This is a genomic window from Actinoplanes sp. NPDC051405, assembly GCF_055586185.1.
In genome coordinates, this window is sequence record NZ_JBVJIR010000004.1 from 94,442 (window position 1) to 115,395 (window position 20,954).

General features: G+C 72.9%; 18 protein-coding genes. 9 read left to right on the plus strand and 9 right to left on the minus strand.

Annotated features, from left to right (window positions below; genetic code table 11):
• The first annotated feature begins 18 nt into the window (after window positions 1–18).
• The 4 genes from ACZ6S4_RS10905 (at window position 19) to ACZ6S4_RS10920 (ending at window position 5,734) form a co-directional block, all read left to right on the plus strand.
• Window positions 19–1,092, plus strand: a complete 1,074-nt coding sequence (locus ACZ6S4_RS10905) for a DUF3616 domain-containing protein (RefSeq protein WP_465474731.1) — start codon at window positions 19–21, stop codon at window positions 1,090–1,092.
• On the plus strand, window positions 1,089–2,558 hold the full coding sequence (locus ACZ6S4_RS10910; RefSeq protein ID WP_465474732.1) for an FAD-dependent monooxygenase: 1,470 nt from the start codon (window positions 1,089–1,091) through the stop codon (window positions 2,556–2,558). The genes ACZ6S4_RS10905 and ACZ6S4_RS10910 overlap by 4 nt, the downstream gene beginning before the upstream one ends.
• A 65-nt stretch (window positions 2,559–2,623) precedes the next feature.
• Window positions 2,624–4,504: an AMP-dependent synthetase/ligase gene (locus ACZ6S4_RS10915; RefSeq protein ID WP_465474733.1), complete on the plus strand. Its 1,881-nt coding sequence runs from the start codon at window positions 2,624–2,626 to the stop codon at window positions 4,502–4,504.
• A 174-nt stretch (window positions 4,505–4,678) separates the two neighbouring features.
• Entirely contained in the window at window positions 4,679–5,734 is a 1,056-nt protein-coding gene (locus ACZ6S4_RS10920; RefSeq protein ID WP_465474734.1) for a glycoside hydrolase family 43 protein, read from the plus strand.
• Window positions 5,735–5,783: 49 nt separating this feature from the next.
• On the opposite strand, the gene ACZ6S4_RS10925 is transcribed toward ACZ6S4_RS10920, so the two are convergent.
• On the minus strand, window positions 5,784–6,227 hold the full coding sequence (locus ACZ6S4_RS10925; protein ID WP_465474735.1) for an acyl-CoA thioesterase: 444 nt from the start codon (window positions 6,225–6,227) through the stop codon (window positions 5,784–5,786).
• A complete protein-coding gene (locus ACZ6S4_RS10930; protein WP_465474736.1) occupies window positions 6,224–6,859 on the minus strand; it encodes a TetR/AcrR family transcriptional regulator in 636 nt (211 codons plus the stop codon). The genes ACZ6S4_RS10925 and ACZ6S4_RS10930 overlap by 4 nt, the downstream gene beginning before the upstream one ends.
• Before the next feature lie 111 nt (window positions 6,860–6,970).
• On the opposite strand from ACZ6S4_RS10930, the gene ACZ6S4_RS10935 reads away from it, so the two are divergent.
• The gene (locus ACZ6S4_RS10935) at window positions 6,971–7,234 is read left to right on the plus strand and encodes an Atu4866 domain-containing protein (protein ID WP_465474737.1); all 264 of its coding nucleotides are present in this window, start codon (window positions 6,971–6,973) and stop codon (window positions 7,232–7,234) included.
• Window positions 7,231–8,070: a helix-turn-helix transcriptional regulator gene (locus tag ACZ6S4_RS10940; RefSeq protein WP_465474738.1), complete on the plus strand. Its 840-nt coding sequence runs from the start codon at window positions 7,231–7,233 to the stop codon at window positions 8,068–8,070. Before ACZ6S4_RS10935 ends, ACZ6S4_RS10940 begins: the two co-directional genes overlap by 4 nt.
• Here ACZ6S4_RS10940 and ACZ6S4_RS10945 read toward each other — a convergent pair.
• The 3 genes from ACZ6S4_RS10945 to ACZ6S4_RS10955 form a co-directional block, all read right to left on the minus strand.
• Entirely contained in the window at window positions 8,052–8,684 is a 633-nt protein-coding gene (locus ACZ6S4_RS10945) for a hypothetical protein (protein ID WP_465474739.1), read from the minus strand. The genes ACZ6S4_RS10940 and ACZ6S4_RS10945 overlap by 19 nt on opposite strands.
• On the minus strand, window positions 8,681–9,217 hold the full coding sequence (locus tag ACZ6S4_RS10950) for an RNA polymerase sigma factor (RefSeq protein ID WP_465474740.1): 537 nt from the start codon (window positions 9,215–9,217) through the stop codon (window positions 8,681–8,683). The genes ACZ6S4_RS10945 and ACZ6S4_RS10950 overlap by 4 nt, the downstream gene beginning before the upstream one ends.
• 113 nt (window positions 9,218–9,330) lie before the next feature.
• Entirely contained in the window at window positions 9,331–10,923 is a 1,593-nt protein-coding gene (locus tag ACZ6S4_RS10955) for a methyl-accepting chemotaxis protein (RefSeq protein ID WP_465474741.1), read from the minus strand.
• 185 nt (window positions 10,924–11,108) lie between these two features.
• Between ACZ6S4_RS10955 and ACZ6S4_RS10960 the strand changes: the two genes are divergently transcribed.
• Entirely contained in the window at window positions 11,109–13,184 is a 2,076-nt protein-coding gene (locus ACZ6S4_RS10960; protein ID WP_465474742.1) for a cellulose binding domain-containing protein, read from the plus strand.
• A 15-nt stretch (window positions 13,185–13,199) separates the two neighbouring features.
• Here ACZ6S4_RS10960 and ACZ6S4_RS10965 read toward each other — a convergent pair whose 3' ends face one another.
• Window positions 13,200–15,044: a diguanylate cyclase domain-containing protein gene (locus tag ACZ6S4_RS10965; protein ID WP_465474743.1), complete on the minus strand. Its 1,845-nt coding sequence runs from the start codon at window positions 15,042–15,044 to the stop codon at window positions 13,200–13,202.
• 212 nt (window positions 15,045–15,256) lie between these two features.
• Here ACZ6S4_RS10965 and ACZ6S4_RS10970 point away from each other — a divergent pair, with 212 nt between their 5' ends.
• Window positions 15,257–15,760: a hypothetical protein gene (locus ACZ6S4_RS10970; RefSeq protein WP_465474744.1), complete on the plus strand. Its 504-nt coding sequence runs from the start codon at window positions 15,257–15,259 to the stop codon at window positions 15,758–15,760.
• A gap of 302 nt (window positions 15,761–16,062) precedes the next feature.
• On the opposite strand, the gene ACZ6S4_RS10975 is transcribed toward ACZ6S4_RS10970, so the two are convergent.
• Genes ACZ6S4_RS10975 through ACZ6S4_RS10985 form a run of 3 tightly spaced genes read right to left on the minus strand, consistent with a single transcriptional unit; the run spans window position 16,063 to window position 19,286 of the window.
• Complete coding sequence (locus ACZ6S4_RS10975; RefSeq protein WP_465474745.1) at window positions 16,063–17,166, minus strand: sugar kinase; 1,104 nt, start codon at window positions 17,164–17,166, stop codon at window positions 16,063–16,065.
• A 12-nt stretch (window positions 17,167–17,178) separates the two neighbouring features.
• The gene (locus tag ACZ6S4_RS10980) at window positions 17,179–17,814 is read right to left on the minus strand and encodes a bifunctional 4-hydroxy-2-oxoglutarate aldolase/2-dehydro-3-deoxy-phosphogluconate aldolase (protein WP_465474746.1); all 636 of its coding nucleotides are present in this window, start codon (window positions 17,812–17,814) and stop codon (window positions 17,179–17,181) included.
• Window positions 17,814–19,286, minus strand: coding sequence for a tagaturonate reductase (locus ACZ6S4_RS10985; protein ID WP_465474747.1), 1,473 nt, complete (start codon window positions 19,284–19,286; stop codon window positions 17,814–17,816). The genes ACZ6S4_RS10980 and ACZ6S4_RS10985 overlap by 1 nt, the downstream gene beginning before the upstream one ends.
• 120 nt (window positions 19,287–19,406) lie before the next feature.
• Here ACZ6S4_RS10985 and ACZ6S4_RS10990 point away from each other — a divergent pair, with 120 nt between their 5' ends.
• The gene (locus ACZ6S4_RS10990; protein WP_465474748.1) at window positions 19,407–20,948 is read left to right on the plus strand and encodes a UxaA family hydrolase; all 1,542 of its coding nucleotides are present in this window, start codon (window positions 19,407–19,409) and stop codon (window positions 20,946–20,948) included.
• Window positions 20,949–20,954 lie beyond the last annotated feature (6 nt).

Here is a 20,954-nt window from a genome sequence, read left to right on the forward strand (position 1 = left end):
GGTGCCACGATGGTCGCCATGACACTGGTACACACGGTCCGCTTGCGGTTCGGCGACCACTCGCGGGCCGCCGCCACCCACACGAACCTGTCCGCGGTGCGGGTCGACGGCCGGGTGCTCTGGATCGCGGGTGACGAGACGGCGACGGTCGAGCGCCTGGTGGCCGACGACCCGGCTCAGCCGGCCGAGTACGCCGACGAGCGGACCTTCCGGCTGGCCGACTTCATCGACCTGCCCGGCGCGGACGCCGACGAGGAAGCCGACATCGAGGGTCTGGCCCGCACCGGGCACTTCCTGTGGGCGGTCGGGTCGCACAGCCTGCGCCGCAAGCAGATCAAGACCCGGCACGCCGGTGACAAGGCGCTGCGGCGGCTGGCCCGGGTCGAGGGCCAGGACAACCGCCAGGTGCTGCTGCGGCTGCCGATCGCCGAGGTCGACGGGCTGCCCACCCCGGTGCGCGAGATCGTCGTGGACGGCGAGCACCACCGGGCCGCGCAGCTGGACAAGCGGGACGGGCTGCGGACGCTGCTGCGCCACGACGCCCACCTGGCGCCGTTCCTGGCCATTCCCGGCAAGGACAACGGGCTGGACATCGAGGGCATCGCGGTCAGCGGCGACCGGGTCTACCTGGGCCTGCGCGGTCCGGTGCTGCGCGGCTGGGCGTTCGTGCTGGAGCTGCGGCCGTACGTGGATCCGGCCGAGCCCGGCCGGCTGCGGCTGCGCCCGTTCGACGACGGGCTGGAGTACCGCAAGCACGTCCTGGACCTGGACGGGCTGGGCGTGCGTGATCTGTGCCCGGACGGCGACGACCTGCTGGTGCTGGCCGGCCCGACGATGAGCCTGGACGGCCCGGTGCGGATCTACCGCTGGCACGGCGCCTACCGGGTGGGGATGCCGGCGGTCGTGCGCGGCGAGGTGCTGACCCGCGAGCTGGAGATCACGTACGGCGAGGGCGACGACCACGCCGAGGGCATGGGCCTGATCGGGCGCCCGGACGAGAAGCTTGCCATGATCGTCTTCGACAGCCCGGCCGCGGTCCGGCTGACCGACGACGGGGCGGTGATCGCCGACGTGGTCCGGCTGCCCCGGTGACACGAGACACGACGGTGGTGGTGGCCGGGCTCGGGCCGGTCGGTGGGGTGCTCGCCGCGCTGCTCGGGGCGCAGGGTGTCGGGACCGTGGTGGTCGAGCCCAGCGTCCGGCCGTACCCCAGGCCCCGGGCCGCCGTGCTGGAGATCGAGTCCATCCGGTTGCTGTCGCTGATCCCCGGGCTGGCCCCGCGCGACGCCTGGTCGGTGCCGCTGATCCGCAACGGTGCCGTCGGTGCCGACCGGCGGCCGCTGTTCCTGATGACGCAGCGGGCCCAGGCGTTCGGGCACCCGCAGGTCGTACGGATCGACCAGCCGGCGCTGGAGACCGCGCTGCGCGCCGCCGTCGCCGAGCTGTCCTCGGTCGAGGTGCTCACCGGACGCTCCGTCCAGGACGTCGAGCAGTCCGCCGACCACGTCGTCGCCGTCCTCGACAACGGACAACGGATCACCGCGCAGTGGCTCGTGGGCTGCGACGGCACGTCCGGCACCGTCCGCACCCGGGCCGGCATCGCCTTCACCGGCGACACGTTCGCGCAGCCCTGGCTGGTCGTCGACGCGGCGACCACCGCCACGGACGACACCGGGGTGGACGGCACCGCCGACGGCAACCCGACGGTGGCGTTCGTGCTGGACCCCGCGCGGCCGGCGGTGGCCATGTCCAGCCCCGGCCGCTGGCGCTGGGAGTGGATGCTGCTGCCCGGCGAGCAGCCCGAGACCATGCTCCGGCCGGATACGGTCCGCGCGCTGGTCGCCCCGTGGACCGATCCGGACCGGCTGGAGGTCGAGCGGGCGGCCGTGTTCACGTTCCACGCGCGGATGGCGCAGCGGTGGCGGGCCGGGCGGGTGCTGCTGGCCGGGGACGCGGCGCACGCGATGCCACCGTTCGCCGGTGCCGGGCTGGGCATGGGGATCAGGGACGCCGGTGCGCTGGCCTGGCGGCTGCGCGAGGGTGACGGGCTGGACGCGTACGAGCGGGAGCGCCGCCCGGACGTCGCGGCGACCACCACGCTGGCGTTGCGGATCGGCCGGGTGCTGCAGACCCGCAACCGGGCCGCCGCGCTGGTGTTCCGCGGCCTGGCCCGCAGCCTCAACGCCGTGCCCGGTCTCAAACGCCGCCTCAGCGACCGTCCGCTCCCGCCGCGCCGCCTGCCCCGCGCCGTGGCCGGGCCGCTGCCGCAGGCGGGCCAGGTGCTGCCCAATCCGTGGGTCCGGGTGGCCGGCGGCCCGCCGGTCCGGCTCGACGACGTGATCGGATACCGGTGGGCCTTCCTCGGACACGGGTGTGATCCCCGCCGGGTGCCCGAGGCGGAGCGTCCGGGCGCGGTGCACCTGGCGCTGGGCCTGGCCGATCCGGCGCCCGGCTGCCTGGCCGTGGAGGACCTCGACGGCCTGCTGCGCGCGGAGGCCGGCACGGTCACCGCCGTGCGTCCCGACCGTTTCCTGCTCGGGGTCCTGCGTCCCGGCTGAGCGGGTCCGCTGCCGCCGCTCCCCGCGCTGACGGATGATGGAGGGGTCGACGGAGAGGGAGGCACATGCCGACGAGCACCGTGACGGCGTCCGCGAGCTGCCGCGCGAGCACCGCCGAGGAGGCCCTGCTGGCGGAGCTGCGGCGCACCGAGCCGGCGTCGTTCGGCGCCATGTTCCTCGACCGGGTGGCCCGCACGCCCCAGGCGGAGGCCTACCGGCGCCCGGACAGCGAGGGCGCTTGGCGGTCACAGACCTGGGCCGACACCGGTACGGCGGTCACCGAGATCGCCGCCGGCCTGCTCGACCTCGGGTTACGGGCGCAGGAACGGGTCGCGATCCTGGCCGGCACCCGCACCGAGTGGATCGAGGCCGACTTCGGCGTCATGTGCGCGGGTGGCGCCACGACCACGGTCTACCCGAGCAGCTCGGCCGCCGAGGTCACGCACATCCTCACCGACTCGGCGAGCCGCTTCGCCGTCGTGGAGCACACCGGGCAGCTGGCCAAGGTCTTCGCCGCGGGCTCGCCGGTCGAGCATGCCGTGGTCATCGACGGCGACCCCGGCGACGGTGACAGCCGGGTGCTGACCCTGGCCGACCTGCGCGCCCGGGGCCGTGCACTGCTCGCCGCGAAGCCCGCCGCGGTGCGCGAGGCGTGCGCCGCGATCCGGGCCGACGACCTGGCGACGCTGATCTACACCTCCGGCACCACCGGGCTGCCCAAGGGCGTCCGCGTCACCCACCACAGCTGGGTCTACCAGGGCCTGGCCATCCAGGCCATGGGCTTCCTGCGCCCCGGCGACCTGGGCTATCTCTGGCTGCCGCTGGCCCACGCCTTCGGCAAGGCCCTGCTCTCCTGCCAGCTCTCGGTCGGCTTCGCGTTCGCCGTGGACGGCGACGTGGGCCGGCTCGTCGAGCGGCTCCCGGTGGTCCGGCCGACGATCATCCCGGCGGTGCCGCGGATCTTCGAGAAGGTGTACGCCGGGGTGCTGGCCACCGTGCAGTCCGGCCCGGTGACCGCGCGCCTGTTCGGCTGGGGCATCGGCGTCGGGATCCGGGTGTCCCGGCTGCGCCGGCGGGGCGAGCGGCCGGGCCGGTTCCTCGCCGTCCAGCACCGCATCGCCGACCGGCTGGTGCTCGCGCGCATCCGGAGCCGGTTCGGTGGCCGGCTGCGCTTCTTCATCTCCGGGGCTGCCGCGCTGTCGACGGAGATCGGTGAGTGGTTCGACGCCGTCGACCTGCCCGTGCTGGAGGGCTACGGCCTCACCGAGACGTGCGCCACCACGTTCTTCAACCGGCCCGGCAGCCCGGAGTACGGCACCGTGGGACTGCCGCTGCCCGGCACCGGCGTCGCCCTGGCCGAGGACGGGGAGATCCTGGTCCGCGGCCCCGGCGTGATGCAGGGCTACCACGACGCCCCCCAGGCCACCGCCGAGACGCTGGCCGGTGGCTGGCTGCACACCGGCGACATCGGCGAGATCACCGCCGCCGGCTCGTTACGGATCACCGACCGCAAGAAGGACCTGATCAAGACCTCGAACGGCAAGTACGTCGCCCCGCAGACGATCGAGGCGCGGTTCAAGGGCATCTGCCCGCTGGCCAGCCAGATCGTGGTGCACGGCGAGGGGCGCAAGTACATCACCGCCCTGATCGACCTCGACCCGGACGCCGTACGCGCCTGGGCGCCCCGGCACGGGCTCGGCGAGACCGACTACGCCGGGATCACCCGCTCCCCGCAGCTGACCGAGGCCGTGGGCGGCTACGTCGAGCAGCTCAACGCGACGCTGGCGCCGTGGGAGACGATCAAGAAGTTTTGGGTCCTCGACCACCACCTGGCCGTCGAGGGCGGCGACCTCACCCCGTCGCTCAAGGTGCGGCGCCGCGCGGTCGAGACCCGGTACGCCGATCTGCTCGACTCGCTCTACCCCGCGGACTCTCCTCCTCAGTGACACTTGTCGATGCATTGACTTCCCGCCCGGAACGAGAAATCCTCAGGGAGCGCTCTCCGGCGCGTGACGGTCCGGGATGTCCCCCCGGCGCCTCCGGCGCATCCCCACCGGACGCCATCCCCGTGCGGCCCCCACCGCAGCGGCGTCGAAGCGGAGGCAGAAGCGGGAACGCCCATGCCCAAGTCACGTTTCCTCACCGCCGCCCTGGCGCTGACCCTGACCACCACATTCGCCCTCTCCCCGGCCCGCAGCGCCGAGGCGGCCCAGAGCATCCGGGCCGCCGACCCCAGCGTGATCCGGGTCGGCGGCACCTACATCTCCGCACAGTCGCTCAACGGCGGCATCGCGGTCCGGCAGGCCTCCTCCCCGGACGGGCTCGCGGCAGCCCCGGCCCGGCAGGTGTGGTCGGACAGCCGGGGCCGGGGCGAGGTGTGGGCGCCGGAGATCGTCGTGGACGGCGGCCGCTACTACATCTACTTCTCGGCCGGCACCGGCGCCGCGCACCGCATGTACGCGATCAGCTCGGCCGCCCCGGACACCGGTTACACCGCGGAGACCCAGCTCGCCCTGCCGGACAACAAGTGGGCCGTCGACGGCGCGCTGTTCACCTTCAACGGCCAGCGCTGGTTCGTCTGGTCCGGCTGGGCCGGTGACACCAACGTCGAGCAGAACATCTACCTGGTCCGGATGAGCAGCCCGACCACCCCCACCGGCGGCCGGTACGTCATCTCCCAGCCCCGCGAGCCCTGGGAGCGCGTCGTCGGCAACCCGTTCATCAACGAGGGCCCCGAACCGATCCGCGACCCCAACGGGCAGCTGCACATCGTCTACTCCGCCAACGGCAGCTGGAGTGAGCAGTACTGCCTCGCCGACCTGCGGCTGCGGGCCGGCGGCGACCCCGCCTACGTCTGGGACTGGTACAAGTCCAACGGCTGCCTCTTCGGCTCGCAACGCGCCACGATGATGGCCGGCTGGGATCCGACGCTGTCGGTCAACGGCCCCGGGCACCACAGCTTCGTGCTGCTCAACGGCGACATCGCCACCAGCCCGCCGGCCGGCCCGCGCTTTCCGCTGATGTTCCACGCCGTACCGAAGGGCACGCCGTACTCGTGGGGCAACCGCTTCTGGTACACCGGCACCTTCGCGTGGTGGGGCAACACCGTCTACAGCAGAGCCAACGTGCCGGGCCCGACCTCCGACACCGGCTGGGGTCTCAAGTTCTTCGAATAGAAGAGCCTTTGATCCGTTCAAGGGTGGCGGCGGGGTGGTCGGACGGGGGTCACTGGCGCAGCAGCTCGGCGCCGAGGGTGCGGCCGTGCTCGGTCCACGGGGCCGGGCGCATGGTGGCCGGGTCCAGGCGCACGTTGACCCGGCGGCCCTCGGCGAAGACCGTGGCGCCGTCGGCGGAGGTCACCCGGAACCGGTAGTCCGCGCTGGTCGTGCCCATGCTCTCCAGCCAGAAGTGCACGCTGATCTCGCCGGTGCCGCGGACCGGCCGGTGAAAGGTCACCGAATACTCGCGGACCACGTTGAAGGCGTCGGGCGTGGTGGGCCGGCCGCCGGAGAAAGAGACGCCCCGCTCGGCCCACCAGAGCACGATCGCGCGTTCCACCAGCACCGCGTAGCGGGAGTTGTGGAGCACGCCCATGGCGTCCAGGTCGTCGAAGTGCACGGGCATGGGGACGACGCCGCCGTGCGGCAGCGTCTCGGTCACGGTGGTCATGTCAGCTCCGGGAGGATCGTCGGGTCGGTGGCGAGTGCGCGCAGATGCTCGAGCTGCGCTCGGCGGGCGCGCCGGAAGGTCACGTCTCGTCCCAGCACCGGTGCCTGCATCACGGCGCAGACACCCAGGGACTCGGTCTCGTAGGCGATGCCCTCGGGCTCGGCGCCGGGCCGCAGCTCGCCGAGCGCGACCCCGTCGGCGGCCAGCCCGGTCAGGAAGGTCATCCAGTCGGTCAGCTCGGCGGCCAGCCGGTCGCGGATGACACCGGGGCGAGCGTTGTATTCAAAGTGGGCGTTGGCGAAGAAGCAGCCACCCGGCAGGACCTCGGCCTCGTAGAAGGACAGCCGGGTGTCGTGCACCGCCCACAGCCGGCGGACCCCGCGCGGCGCGGCCAGCGCGGGCCGGATGATCCGCTCGGTCCACTGGGCCCGGGCGTGCTCGATCACCGCGAGCTGTAACGCCTCCTTGGACCGCCAGTGCGCGAACAGGCCCGACTTGCTGACGCCGAGCGCGTCCGCGACCTGGCTCAGCGACAGGCCGCCGAGGCCGGCCACGGTGGCCAGCGCCAGGGCCTGATCGAGCACCGCGGTGCGGGTGCGTTCGCCGCGGATCAGCCGGCCGTCCTGGGTCATGCCGTCACCGTACAATAAGACCGACCGTTCGTAAATATTGTGCGGGACACACCGCAGGGTGGGTGCGACGCACCCTCCCCGCGCGTCCGCGAGGCTCCTAGCGTGGATCCCATGACAAAGACATCTCACCCGTACGCCGGCATGTGGGTCACCGCCGACGGCGCCATCCGCCACGAACTGCTGCCGGAGGGCCGCTACGTCGAGGCCCGCGGCCGCCGGGAACGGGCGTACACCGGCCGGTACGAGATCAGCGGCGACCACATCGACTACGTCGACGACACCGGCTTCACCGCCGACGGTGACTTCGTCGACGGCGTCCTGCACCACGCCGGGATGGTGCTGCGCCGCCGCTCGCCGGGAGACAATCGGTCATGACCAGGGACGGGATGCTGGGTGACTTCCTGCGGGCCCGGCGGGCCGAGGTGACGCCACAACAGGTCGGCCTGCCCGCCGCGACCGGACGGCGGGTGACCGGGCTGCGCCGCGAGGAGGTGGCCGCCCTGGCCGGCATGAGCGTGGACTACTACGTCCGCCTCGAGCAGGACCGGGAACGGCATCCGTCGCCGCAGATCCTCGACGCGCTGGCCCGGGTGCTGCGGTGGAGCCACGATCAGCGGATGCACGCGTACCGGCTGGCCGGGCTGCTCCCGGTGGCCACACTGCCGGCCTCGTCCGAGCTCCCCGATCCGGCCCTGGTGGAGCTGCTCGGCGCGTGGCGGGACAACCCGGCGATCGTGTTCGGCCGCGCGTACGACATCCTCGCCCGCAACCCGCTGGCCGAGGCGCTGTTCGCCGACATCGAGGAGCGCGGCAACCTGATCCACGCCGTCTTCCTCGAGCCGTCGGCGCGCGCGTTCTACGCCGACTGGGCGGCCGTGGCCCGCAACAGCGTGGGCGCTCTACGGCTGGCCGCCGGGGCGGCACCGGCGGACGACCGGGTCGCCACGGTGGTGCGCACGCTGTCCGAGCACAGCGAGGAGTTCCGCCGCCTGTGGTCCCGCCACGACGTGACCGGCAAGACGCTGGAGACCAAGCGGCTCGTGCACCGCGAGGTCGGCGAGCTGACCCTGGCCATGCACACGTTCGACGTACGGTCGGCCCCCGGGCAGCAGCTGGTCGTCTACCACGCGGCGCCGGGCAGCCCGTCGGCCGACGCGCTGGCCGTGCTCGGCTCGCTCGCGGCCACCCGGGCTCAGAACGCCGCGTCGTAGAGGGCCTGCAGCTCCGGCGTGGCCAGACCGCTGTAACCGCAGACCAGAGCCTGGCCGTCGGTGGCCGCGACGAGGTACTGCCGGCCCGGCTCGAAGACCGTGGCCCCGATCAGCGCCTCGCTGTTGCCGTCGCTCTGCGCGACCTCGACGACATCGGTGGGCAGGCCCGCGTACAGGCGGGTGACGCGCAGGATTGCGGTGCCGCCGGCGATCCGTTCGACGGTTCCGGCGAAGGCCAGCGAGACCCGGGCGAGCGTTCCGGGGTCGGGCGGCATGCACTTGGCCGCGGTGTCCCCGGGGATGACGATGCGCGTCACCGAGATGACGGCCGGGCTCGCCGTCGGCACCCCGGGAGCAGGACCGGCACCAAGACCGGGCCCGGGGCCGTCCGACGATCGCAGCACCGCGCCTGTGCCGGCCGCCGCCGCCACGAGGACCAGGCCGGCCGCGGCAAGCGCCCACCGGCGGACGGGGTGCGGACGGGGTGGCGCGGTGCCGAACTCGGTGATCATGGATTCCTCCAGCAGACGGGTCGCCCGGTCCGGGGACAGCGGCGCGAGTTGTGCCGCCGGGTCCGCCTCCCGCAGCCGGGCCCGCAGGTCGTCGTCGGTCACGGCCGCCTCCCCTCTTCCGGTACCTCATGTCCGGCGCCCGCGCCGAGCTTTCTCAACTCCGCCCGGAGCTTGCCCCGGGCCCGGTGCAGCCGGATGCTGACCGCGTTCGGGGTGAGCTCGAGCGCGGCGGCGATCTGCGCGGGGCCGAGGTCCTCCCAGGCCCACAGGCGCACGATCTCGGCGTCCAGCGGGCCCAGCCGGCCCAGCGCGGTGTGCAGATGCTCGTCCGGGAGCTCGACCGGCTCGGCGACGGCGGCCGCGGGCGGATCGAGGGCGAGGATCCGGGCCGCCAGGCGGCCCTGGCGGCGGCGGGCGCGTTCGGCGTTGGCGAGGCAGTGCCGGGCGACACCGTACGCCCAGGGCAGGCGGTCCTCCGGCACCTCGTCGAGCCGGCGCCAGCAGACCAGCAGCGTCTCCGAGAGCACGTCCTGGGCCGTGTCCGGATCCGTACGGCGGGCCAGGAACCGGCGCAGCGGCTCCATCAGCAGGACCGCGAGCTCCTCGAAGCGGGCCCGGCGCGCCTGCGTGTTCACCACGTTCACCCTGGCACATGTCCGGCACCCGGCCCGGTCTTCACCGGCGTGCCGCGGACAGCAAGCGTCCCGGCGCGTGGTGCTCACGCCGGGACGCTGTGCGTCGGGTGCGACTAGATCCGGAAGCCGCCCACCAGGGCCTGGAGCTTGCGGCTCACCTCGTCGAGCTCGTCGGCGGCGCGGCGCGACTCCTCGACCGAGGCCGTGGTGTTGCGGGCCACGTCGGCCACATTGTTGATGTTGGCGGCGATCTGGCCGGAGGCGGACGCGGCGTCGTTGACGCTGCGGTTCATCTCGTTGGTCGTCGCGGTCTGCTCCTCGACCGCCGAGGCGATCGTCGTCTGGTAGTCGCTGATCTGGGTGATCACGGCGGTGACCTCGGCGATCGCGGCGACCGCGCTGGTGGTGTCGGCCTGGATGGCCTCGACCCGGCGGGAGATGTCCTCGGTGGCCCGGGCGGTCTCCTGGGACAGCTCCTTGACCTCGCCGGCCACCACCGCGAAGCCCTTGCCGGCCTCGCCGGCCCGGGCGGCCTCGATGGTCGCGTTGAGGGCCAGCAGGTTGGTCTGCTGGGCGATGTTGGTGATCGCCTTGACCACGTCGCCGATCATGCGGCTGGAGTCGCCGAGGCGGGACACGGTGTCGGTGGTGACCCGGACGGTGTCGACCGCCCGGGCGGCGACGGTGGCGGCCTCGTTGGCGTTGTGCGAGATCTCGCGGATCGAGGAGCCCATCTCCTCCGAGCCGGCCGCGACGGTCTGCACGTTGCGGGAGACCTCCTGGGCCGCGTCGGCCACGACGTTGGCCTGCACCGAGGACTCCTCCGCGCCCTTGGCGATCTGGCCGGACAGCGCGCCGATCCGGTGGCTGGTCTGCGCCAGGCCCTGGGCACTGCGGCCGAACTCGGTGATGACGGTGCTGATCGCGTCCAGCGCCGTGTTCACCGAGCGGCCCATCTGGCCGACCTCGTCGGCGGAACGCACGTCCACCCGCCGGGTCAGGTCGCCGTCGGCCACCGCGACGAGCACGTCCGCCGCCTCGGCCAGCGGCCGGGTGATGCCGCGGGTGATCCGCCAGGCGACCAGCGCCGCGATCAGCGCGGCCAGCAGCAGGCCGATCGCCATGATGGTCATGAATCCGTCGGCGGTCTGGCGGGCCTGGGCCGTCTCGGCCTTGTTCATCGCCTCCTCGAGGTCGATGAACACGTTGATGGCGGCGAGCCACTCGATGAAGGCGGGCCTGGCCTGCGTGGTGAGCACGACGTAGGCCTGCTCGTTGGTGTCGGCCCGGCGCAGGTCGACGACCTGGCTGATCAGCGGCAGCGTCTTGGCCTGGATGCGGTTGATCTCGGCGAGCGCCTGCTTCTCCTCGGCGCTGACGTCGGCCCCGTCGGAGAACATCGCGGCCATCTTGACCGCCGACTCGTCGTACTTGGTGGTCAGCTTGGCGATGGTGTCGACCTCGGTCTGCACCTCGGCACCGGTACGAGCCAGCACCACGTCCCGGACGGCGATCGCACGGTCGTGCACGCTGCCCCGGAAGTTGATGGCATACCGCTGCTTGACGCCGTTGAGGTCGTTGACGACGGTCAGCCGATCGTTGATCTTGTTGACCTCGTTGACGCCGATGACCGTCAGCACCACCATGCCGATGATCACCACGAGAAAGCCGGCGCCGAGCCGGAGCCCGACCCTGAGGTTCGACATCTTCAACCGAATCACCTGTCCGCCCTGGAAGCCCCCCGATGGGCTCGTCTGACTGTTCGACTGACCTGTGCCGAATGTGAGGATTTCCGAGGCCGGCCGGCAACGTCAGTGAAGATTGACAGTGGTCGCTGCGACAGTGAGTATGGGAGCGCTCCCAAGTGTCGCTGTCCTCCGATCGGAGAGCCATGCCGTCCGCGATCTTCCACCGGGTCGCGCGGGGCGCGTTGCTGCTGGGCGCCGGTGCGCTGTGCAGTGTCGCCGCACCCACGGCCTCCACCGCCGCGCCCGCCGCCTCCCCCGCTCCCGTCGCCGTGACCGTGAACGCCCAGGCGGGCCTGGCCACCGTTCCCGACACAGCCCTGGGCGTCAACGACGCCATCTGGGACACCAACCTGGGCACGGCCGAGACCTCCGGCCTGCTCAAGTCGGCCGGCGTGCAGATGCTGCGCTACCCCGGCGGCTCGTACGCCGACATCTACCACTGGCGCGATCACACCGCACCCGGCGGCTACGTCGCCCCGGGCACCGACTTCGACACGTTCATGGCCTCGGCCGGGCGGATCGGCGCCGAGCCGATGATCATCGCGAACTACGGCACCGGGACGGCGCAGGAGGCCGCGGACTGGGTGCGCCACGCCAAGGACAAGGGCTACCGGGCCAAGTACTGGACGATCGGCAACGAGAACTACGGCAACGGCCACTACGGCGAGCCGTGGGAGGCCGACCACCACGCCGACAAGAGCCCGGCCGCGTACGCCGCGGGGGTGGTCGCGTTCGCCGAGGCGATGCGGGCCGTCGACCCGGACATCAAGATCGGCGCGGTGCTCACCACGCCGGGCAACTGGCCCGACGGGCTGGTCGGCGCGGGTGACGCCGGGACCTGGAACCAGGAGGTGCTCACCCGCGCCGGCGCCCACATCGACTTCGTCGACGTGCACTGGTATCCCGGCGGCGGCACGGCCGCCGAGGCGCTCACCAGGACGGGTCACATCGACGACGCGATGTACCTGCTGCGCCGGCAGATCGACCGGTACGCCGGCAGCAACGCCGGCCGCATCCAGGTGAGCCTCACCGAGATGAACGTCGGCGTGGGACAGAACACCCAGCCCGGCGCCCTGTTCCTGGCCGACGCGTACAGCGACCTGCTGGAGAACGGCGTCTTCACGGTGCAGTGGTGGAACGTCCACAACGGCATCGGCACCGTGTCGACCGTGGCCGGGCAGCGCGACTACGGCGACTTCGGCCTGCTCTCCTCCGGCAACTGCACGTCCGACGGGTCGGTGTGTGAACCGCCGCTGAACACACCGTTCGCGCCGTACCACGCCCTGACGCTGATGAAGTCCTTCGTGCACCCGGGCGACCAGCTGGTCCGGGCCGGCACCGACGATCCGCTCGTCGCCGCGCACGCCGCTCGCCGGCCCAACGGCGACCTGCGGGTGCTGCTGGTCAACCGGGACCCCGACAACGAGCGGACGGCCACCCTGGACTACCGGGGCTACAACCCGAGTACGAGCACCGCGCCGACCGTCATCTCGCTCGGCAACGGCGCCGGAGCGCTCGATACCGCCGCGCTGGGAAGTGCGACTGAACAGACGCTGCCGCCGTACTCGCTCACGCTGGTGACCCTGCGCCCGGCCCGGACCGGCGCCGGGGCCCCCGGAGCACCCGGCGCGCCCGTCGCCGGGGCCGTCACCGACCGCACCGCGACGATCTCCTGGCCGGCCGCGCGGCCCGGCCGCGACCCGATCGCCAAGTACGAGGTGTACCGGGCCAACGGCGCCGTCAGCGAGCAGCTCGGCGAGATTTCGGGCACGTCCTTCACCGCCCGCAACCTCACGCCGGGCACCCGCTACACCGTCAACGTGCTGGCCCGGGACACCGCGGGCCGGGTGTCGTGGTCCTCCCTGCCGCTGACCGTCACCACCACCGCGCCGGCGAGCAGCAGCTGCACCGTCAAGTTCAGCGACACCAACGACTGGGGCAACGGCTTCGTCGGGGCCGTCGAGGTCACCAACAACGGGCCTGCCCCGGTCACCGGCTGGACGCTGACGTTCACCTGGCCCACCGGCTGGCAGAGCGTGCAGAGCGGCTGGAGCGCCACCTGGACCCAGACCGGCCGCGACGTACGGGTCACCAGCGATCCGGGTGCCACGCTGGCCGCCGGCGCCACAGCCACGGCCGGGTTCGTCGGTGCCTACAGCGGACCGAACGTGCTGCCCGGGGTGTTCGCCCTCAACGGCACGGTGTGCGGCACCGGCTGAGCCACTTCCCGGCGGTCAGCGACGCCGGGCGGTCGACTTCTCGCGGTACATCGCCGCGTCGGCCTCCCGGAGCAGGTGGTCGGGGTCGGCCGAGCCGTCGGTGGACAGCGCGACACCGATGCTCAGGCCGACCTCGACCGGGCACCCGTCGATGACGAACGGCTCGGTGATCGCGGCCGTGATCGCGTCACGGACCCGCTCGTGGCCGTCGCGGGTGGCGAAGCCGTCGAGCAGCACGACGAACTCGTCACCGCCGAGCCGGGCGACGGTGTCGGACTGACGCACCAGCCCGGTCAGGCGGCGGGCGACCTCCACCAGCAGAACGTCGCCCGCCGCGTGACCCAGGGAGTCGTTGACGGCCTTGAACCCGTCCAGGTCGAGCAACAGGACCGCGAAGCGGTGGCCGGGCTGCCGGGCGGCGCGCAGGCCGGCCTGCTGAAGACGGTCGGCCAGCAGCACCCTGTTCGGCAGGCCGGTGAGGTGGTCGTGCAGGGCGGCGTTGCGCAGCCGCTCCTCCTGGTCCCGCAGGGACGCCACCATCGCGTCCCGGTCGAGGGCGGCGGCCAGCAGGGCCCCGGCCTGGTTCATCATCTCGCGGCCCGGCGGCGTGCTGGCCTGGATCCGCCCGACCGCCGCCAGCGCGCCCCAGTCCCGCGACGCGCTGCGCACCGGCACGACGAACACGATGTCGCCGGCCGGGCCGTCCGCCAGCGTGAACAGCCCGGGCGGCGGGAACGCGCTCACCGGCCCGCAGCGTGGACCGCCACCGGCCCGGAACTCCCCGACCACCTCCAGCAGCGGGTCGGCACCGCGCGGCTCGCCGTCGCCGCGCCAGAGACCGAGGCAACCGCCGACGGCCGGGGTGCTCTCCATCCAGGCCAGGCCGCGCGGGTCCTTCTCGTGCGAGCCCAGCAGTTCGATGCCGAGCTCATATTGCACGTTCAGCGTGGCCTGCAGGTAGCGGACGTCGGAGAAGAGCTCCCGGGTCCGCGACTCCGACACCGGCAGACCGCGGCTCGGGCAGCCGCAGGAGTCGCGCTGGACGAAGGTGGTGGGCACGAGCCGTACGGCGGCCGGCAGCCGCGGATCCGCCGCCAGCTCGCGGGCCAGGGCATGCACGGCCGCGCCCAGAGCGTCCAGTGGCTGACGCACTGTGGACAGGCTCGGCCGCAGGTAGGTTGCGTCGGCGATGTCGTCGAAGCCCACCACGGCCAGGTCGCCCGGGACCGTGTAGCCGGCCTGGGCCAGCCGGCGGATGAGGCCGATGGCATTGCGGTCGGTGCCCGTCACGACAGCCGTCGCCGGCATGCCGGCCCGGATCAGGGCGTCGGCGACGGACTCGCCGCCGGTCTCGTGATTGTCGTTGAGCGCGAACAACAGGTCGGGCCGCGGCGTGAGCTGCTGGGCCAGCAGCTGCTCCCGGTAGCCCTCGTGCCGTTCCCGCACGTCGAAGTGGGTCAGGTTGCCGGCGAAGGCGATGCGTTCGTGGCCGTGCCCGGCCAGGTGCGCGACGGCCTCCCGGATCCCGCTGCGGTTGTCGGCCAGCACGGACGAGCAGTCGCTGCCCGGCACCTCGTGCCCGACCAGGACCACGGGCTTGCCGGCCAGCCGCGCGGTCCGGGCGTACGCGGCGTCCACCGCGCCGGGCAGCACGATCAGGCCGGCCAGGTGCTGCCACGCCAACGGCCGGCGGAAGTCCGGCAGACCGCTGCGGTCGGCGCTGTACGAACCCGGATCCAGCGTCTGCACGGCCATGACCCGGTCGCCGGCGGCCACGGCGGCGCTGTTGACGCCGGCGATGATCGCTCCGTAGTAGTCGCCGCCCACGAACGGCGAGAGGATCCCGAAGGTACGGCTCATCACGACAACGGCACGCCCTGTGCTGCTTGCATGCCGTCATCGTCTCCCGAGCACGCCCGCCGGGAGGCGACATCCGATGAATCGTCCCCGGCATACCGGGCGGGTGGAATAGAAGGGCGTCTCTAGACGAGAACTGCACCGCGACGTATGGTGCAGAGCGCGATGGGAGCGCTCCCACGTTCCCGCATCCCCGATCAGCAGGAGGTTCCCCGATGCGCCAGGCCGTGCAGGCGTTCTTTCTAGGCGGCGTGCTGCTCTCGGCGGCTGCCTGCGGCACCGCCACCAATCCCGCACCCGGCGAGGCCGGCGTGGGAATCGGTACGGCCTCGGCGCCGCCCGCAGCCCAGCGCAGCGCGGAGGCCTCGACGAGGTCCGCGTGCGAAGCTGTCGGCAAGGTCTACAGCCGGCACATGGCGCCGTTCGCCCAGGCCCTCACCGAGCTGGCCGACGCGCGCAAGACCGCCGGCGACGACAAGAAGAACGAGCAGGAAGTGCAGCAGGCGCTGACCGCGTTCGCGACGGCCATCAGCAGCGCCACCGCGGAGAGCACCGACCCGGAGCTGCGCAACGCCGGCAAGCAGACCGCGGAAAAGCTGAAGGCCGAGGCCGCCGACGCCAAGAGCTTCAGCGCGGTGAAGACCACCCAGGACGTCAACACGACGCTGGGCTCCACGCTCAAGGACTGGCTCTCCCCGCTCGATCAGCAGTGCTCCTGACCGCGGCCGGGCGCCGTGACGGCGCCCGGCCCGGCCCGGCCCTGGTCGTCAGGTCGCGGAGCACGTCACGGCGGGTACGCCGTCGGTGCGGTACTCGCCGTTGAGCCGCAGCAGCACCTGCGTGTGGGTTGGAGTCCTGGCCGGCGGCGCGGGTGGTCCACAGCTGCCGGACGGCCAGCACCGTCGACATGGTCAGGGCCAGCATCGAGACCGACAGTGCGACCGCGTTGGTGAGGGTTCCCGCATCCGTGGCAGCCTCCTGGCCCCACGGTAGGGAAACCCGTCAATGCGAGCGCGGGCGGTCAGCGCTGGACGCGGGCTCCTCCGCCGGCGGCCAGGGCCAGGACCTCCGCCTTGCCGGCCATCGACGTGTCCCCGGGCGTCGTCATCGCCAGGGCGCCGTGCGCGGCACCGTATTCGACCGCTTCCGCCAGCGACGCGCCGTCCAGGATGCCGTAGATCAGGCCGGCCGCGAAGGAGTCGCCGCCGCCGACGCGGTCCAGGATCTCGAGGTCCGGGCGGTGCGTCGACTCGATCACGCCGGTCGGCCCGGACCAGGCCAGCGCACCCCAGTCGTTGCGGGTCGCGGTGCGGACGCCGCGCAGGGTCGTCGCGATGATGCGCAGGCGGGGGTACTCGGCCGCCACCTTGCTGATCATCTGGGCGAACGACGCGGTGCGCAGGTCCCGCAGGTTGTCGTCGACGCCGTCGACCTGGAAGCCGAGGCAGGCGGTGAAGTCCTCCTCGTTGCCGATCATCACGTCGACGTGCGGGGCGATGCCGGCGTTGACCTCGCGGGCCCGGGCGGTGCCACCGACCGCCTTCCACAGGCTCGGGCGGTAATTGAGGTCGTAGGAGACGACCGTGCCGTGGCGGCGGGCGGCGTGCACCGCGGCCAGGGTCGTCTCCGCGGCGGTGTCGGACAGAGCCGCGAAGATGCCGCCGGTGTGCAGCCAGCGGACGCCGACCTCGCCGAACAGGTGGTCCCAGTCGACGTCCTGCGCCCGCAGCTGCGACGCGGCCGTGTGCCCGCGGTCCGAGACCCCGACGGCCCCGCGTACGCCGAAACCCCGCTCGGTGAAGTTGAGCCCGTTGCGCACCGCCCGGCCCACCCCGTCGTACGGGATCCACCGCACGAAGCTGGTGTCGACCCCGCCGGTCAGCATGCAGTCCTCGACGAGCCGGCCCACCTCGTTGTCGGCCAGCGCGGTGACGATCGCGGTGCGCAGCCCGAAGACGCGCCGCAGCCCCCGGGCGACGTTGTACTCACCGCCGCCCTCCGAGGCGCGGAAGGAGCGGGCCGTGCGCACGCGCCCCTCCCCTGGGTCGAGGCGCAGCATCACCTCACCGAGGCTGACGGCGTCGAAACGGCAGGAGTCGGCGGGCCTGAGCGGCAGAACCGGCATGGTGGACCTCTCTCAACGTCCGCGGGTGGCGGCGACGGCCTGGCTGGTCAGCTCGCGGACCCGGGCGAAGTCACCGGCGCGGATCGCGGCGCGTGGCACCATCCAGGAGCCGCCGACGGCCAGCACGGCGGGCAGCGCGAGGTAGTCGGCGACGTTGCCGGCGTCGATGCCGCCGGTGGGCACGAACCGCATGTCCGCGAAGGGCGCGGCCAGTGCGGCGACGGCGGCCGGGCCGCCCGAGGTGGCGGCCGGGAAGAACTTGACGGCCTCCAGGCCGAGTTCGATGGCCGCCTGGACCTCGGTCGCGGTCACCGCGCCGGGCAGCACCGGTACGCCGTGCGCCTGGCACCGCTCGACCACGGCCCGCGAAAGGCCGGGCGAGACGACGTACCGGGCGCCGGCCTCGACGGCCAGGTCCACCTGCCGCGGGGTCAGCACCGTGCCCGCCCCGACCAGCAGGCCGCCGTGCCCGGCCAGCTCCTGGATGCCCTTGAGGGCCTCGGGGGTGCGCAACGTGACCTCGGCGACGGGCAGCCCGCCGTCGACCAGCGCCTGGCCCAGCGGGAGGGCGGCGGCCGGATCGTCGAGCACCACCACCGGTACGAGCGCGTGGTCGGCCAGCTGTTGCCAGGTCTCGTGCACGGTCATCACTCCTCATCGGACACAGAGGCGGGTGTCAGCAGTCCGGTCAGGACCTGCGCGGGGTCACCGGCGAGAAGCGCCCGCAACGGTACGGCGGTCTCGGCGGCCAGCCGCGTCACCTGCGACTGGTCGAGGGTGCCGTGCCAGCCGAGCGCCGGGAAGAGCTCCGCCAGCCAGTGCTCCGGATCGCCGGCCGGGAAACTGTCCCGGATCCGTGACAGCACCGCCGGGTCGTCGTCGCGGATCGGCAGGTCGCCCAGCGCCCCGGCGTAGCCGGCCAGCAGGCAGGCCAGCGCGAAGACGCTGAGCGGGGCCTCGCGCCCGGCGCGCCAGGCGTCGAGGACCACGGGCAGGTTCCGGGTACGCCACTTGGCGATCGCGTTGAGCGCGATGTCGGCCAGCTCGTGCCGCAGCACCGGGTTGCGGAACCGGTCGAGGATCGCGGCGGCGAAACGGCTCAACTCGGCGCGGTCACCGGGCAGGGTCGGCAGCACCTCGCACTCGACCAGCTGCCGGACGTACGCCCCGGCGAGCGGGTGCGCGGTGGCCTCCAGCACGGTCCGGCAGCCCAGCAGCGGGGCCACCGCGGCCATGGCGGTGTGCGCGCCGTTGAGCACGCGGACCTTCTTCTCCCGGTACGGCCGGATGTCGGTGAGGAACTCGACGGGCTGACCGGCCCGGTCCAGCGGGAACTCGTCGCGGATGGCCGGGTCGCCGGCGATCGCCCAGTGCCCGTAGGACTCGCCGCGGACGATGAGCCGGTCGTCGTACCCCAGGCTCTGCCGCAGCTCCGCGGCCTCGTCCTCGGGCAGTCCCGGCACGATCCGGTCGACGATCGTGTCGTAGAACCGGCAGTGCTCGGCGACCCACCGCGTGAACCCGGGATCGCTGCTCGCCCCCGCGGCGTGCCGGAGCACCATCGCCCGCAGGGTGCTGCCGTTGTCCTCGTTGAGCTCGCAGGGCAGGAACGACAGTCCCCGGGCCGGGTCGCCACCGAAGTGCCGCCAGCGCTCGTGCAGCAGCGCGGTCATCTTCGCCGGGAACGAGACGGGCGGCGACGCTGTGAGGTCGTCGCCGTCGACGAACACGATGCCCGCCTCGGTGGTGTTGGAGACGACGAACCGCAGTTCCTCGCCGCGGGCCAGCGCGCGGCAGCGATCCCAGTCGGCGTAGGCGTTGACGACCTCGCGCACCGCGGTGACCAGAGTGGTCTCCCTGGCTCCGGCGCCCTCCAGGACGACGTGGAACAGGCCGTCCTGCTCGGCCAGGCGCGGGGTCACGTGCTCGGGCCGGGGCGTCACCTTCAGCACCGCGATCCCGTGCCGGAGCACGCCGGCCTCGTTCGCCCGGTGCACCATCAGGTCGACGAACGCGCGGATGAAGTTGCCGGCGCCGATCTGCAGGATCCGTACGGGGAGCTCCGCGCGGGTCACGCCCGCGTTGCTCAGGGGGCGCAGATCTGGCCTCGCCTGGGTCACGTGGCTCCTCTCCGGGGACCGGCACCGACATCGCCGCCCGTGGACGACCCATCGACTGCGTGCGATGATACAGAGTGAAAACGTTCCCGCAACTTTCCATTCGTGGCGAGGATGCACCTCATGGCTGACCCGGAACCCGCCCCGCTCACCGAGCACGCCCTCGTGCTGGGGCCCGATGACGACGTCGCGGTGGCGTTGCGCGACCTCCCGCCGGGCCTGGTGCTGCGACACGGTGACCTGGCGCTGACCGTCACGGCGGCGGTGCCGCAGGGACACAAGGTCGCGCTGCGCGAGCTGCCGCCGGGCAGCCGGGTGCACAAGTACGGCCAGACGATCGGCCGCACCACCAGCGAGGTACGCGCCGGCGACCACGTGCACGCCCACAACCTCGCGATGGACTCCGTCGACCACACGTACGAGTTCGGCACGGCCCGCGTGGCGATCCCGCCGGCCGCCCAGCGGCTCACCTTCGAGGGCTACGTCCGCGCGGACGGCTCGGTCGGCACCCGCAATTACGTCGGCATCGTGACCTCGGTCAACTGCGCCGCGTCGACGGCCCGGATGATCGCCGACCAGTTCCGCGGCCTGGCGATGGACGCGTTCCCGGGGGTCGACGGCGTCGTCGCCCTCACCCACGACTCCGGCTGCGGCCTGGTGCCCACCAGCGACGGCGGCCAGCTGCTCCAGCGCACCCTGCGCGGGTACGCCGCGCACCCGAACATCGGCGCGATTCTGGTGCTGGGCCTGGGCTGCGAGATGATCGGCGTCGACAGCGTGACCGGAGGCGCGCTTCCCGCGGACACCCTGATCGAGCAGCTGGTCATCCAGGAGCAGGGCGGCATCCGGGCCACGGTCCGGGCCGGGGTCACCGCGGTGCGGGGCCTGCTGGAGCAGGTGGCGCAACGCCGGCGGCAGACCGTACCGGCGTCGGCGCTGGTGCTCGGGCTCAACTGCGGCGGCTCGGACGGGTATTCGGGGATCACCGCGAACCCGGCTCTGGGCCGTACCTCCGATCTGCTGGTCGCTCAGGGAGCGACCACCGTCCTGGCCGAGACCCCCGAGGTCTTCGGCGCGGAGCACCTGCTGACCCGGCGGGCGGTCAGCCAGGAGGTCGGGCAGCGGCTGCTCGACCGGATCGCCTGGTGGCACGGGTACGTGCAGGCCGGCGGCGGCACGCTGGACAACAACCCGTCACCGGGCAACAAGGCCGGCGGCCTCACCACGATCCTGGAGAAGTCGCTGGGCGCGGTTGCCAAGGGCGGCACCGCGGAGCTCGTGGCGGTCTACGAGTACGCCGAGCGGGTGACCGCCTCGGGCTTCACGTTCATGGACACGCCGGGCTACGACCCGGTCTCCGTCACCGGCCTGGTCGCCGGGGGCGCGAACGTCGTCTGCTTCACCACCGGCCGGGGCTCGGTGCTCGGCACCAAACCGGTGCCGTGCATCAAGATCGCGACGAACACCACGATGTTCGAGCGCATGCGCGACGACATGGACCTCAACGCGGGCGGCATCGCCGACGGCACCGCGACCATCGAGGGCCTCGGCGACGAGATCCTGCGGACGGTCCTGGACGTGGCGTCCGGCCGGCCCACCGTCAGCGAGGAGCTGGACCTCGGCCGCGACGAGTTCGTCCCGTGGCAGCTGGGCGCGGTGACCTGACGGGAG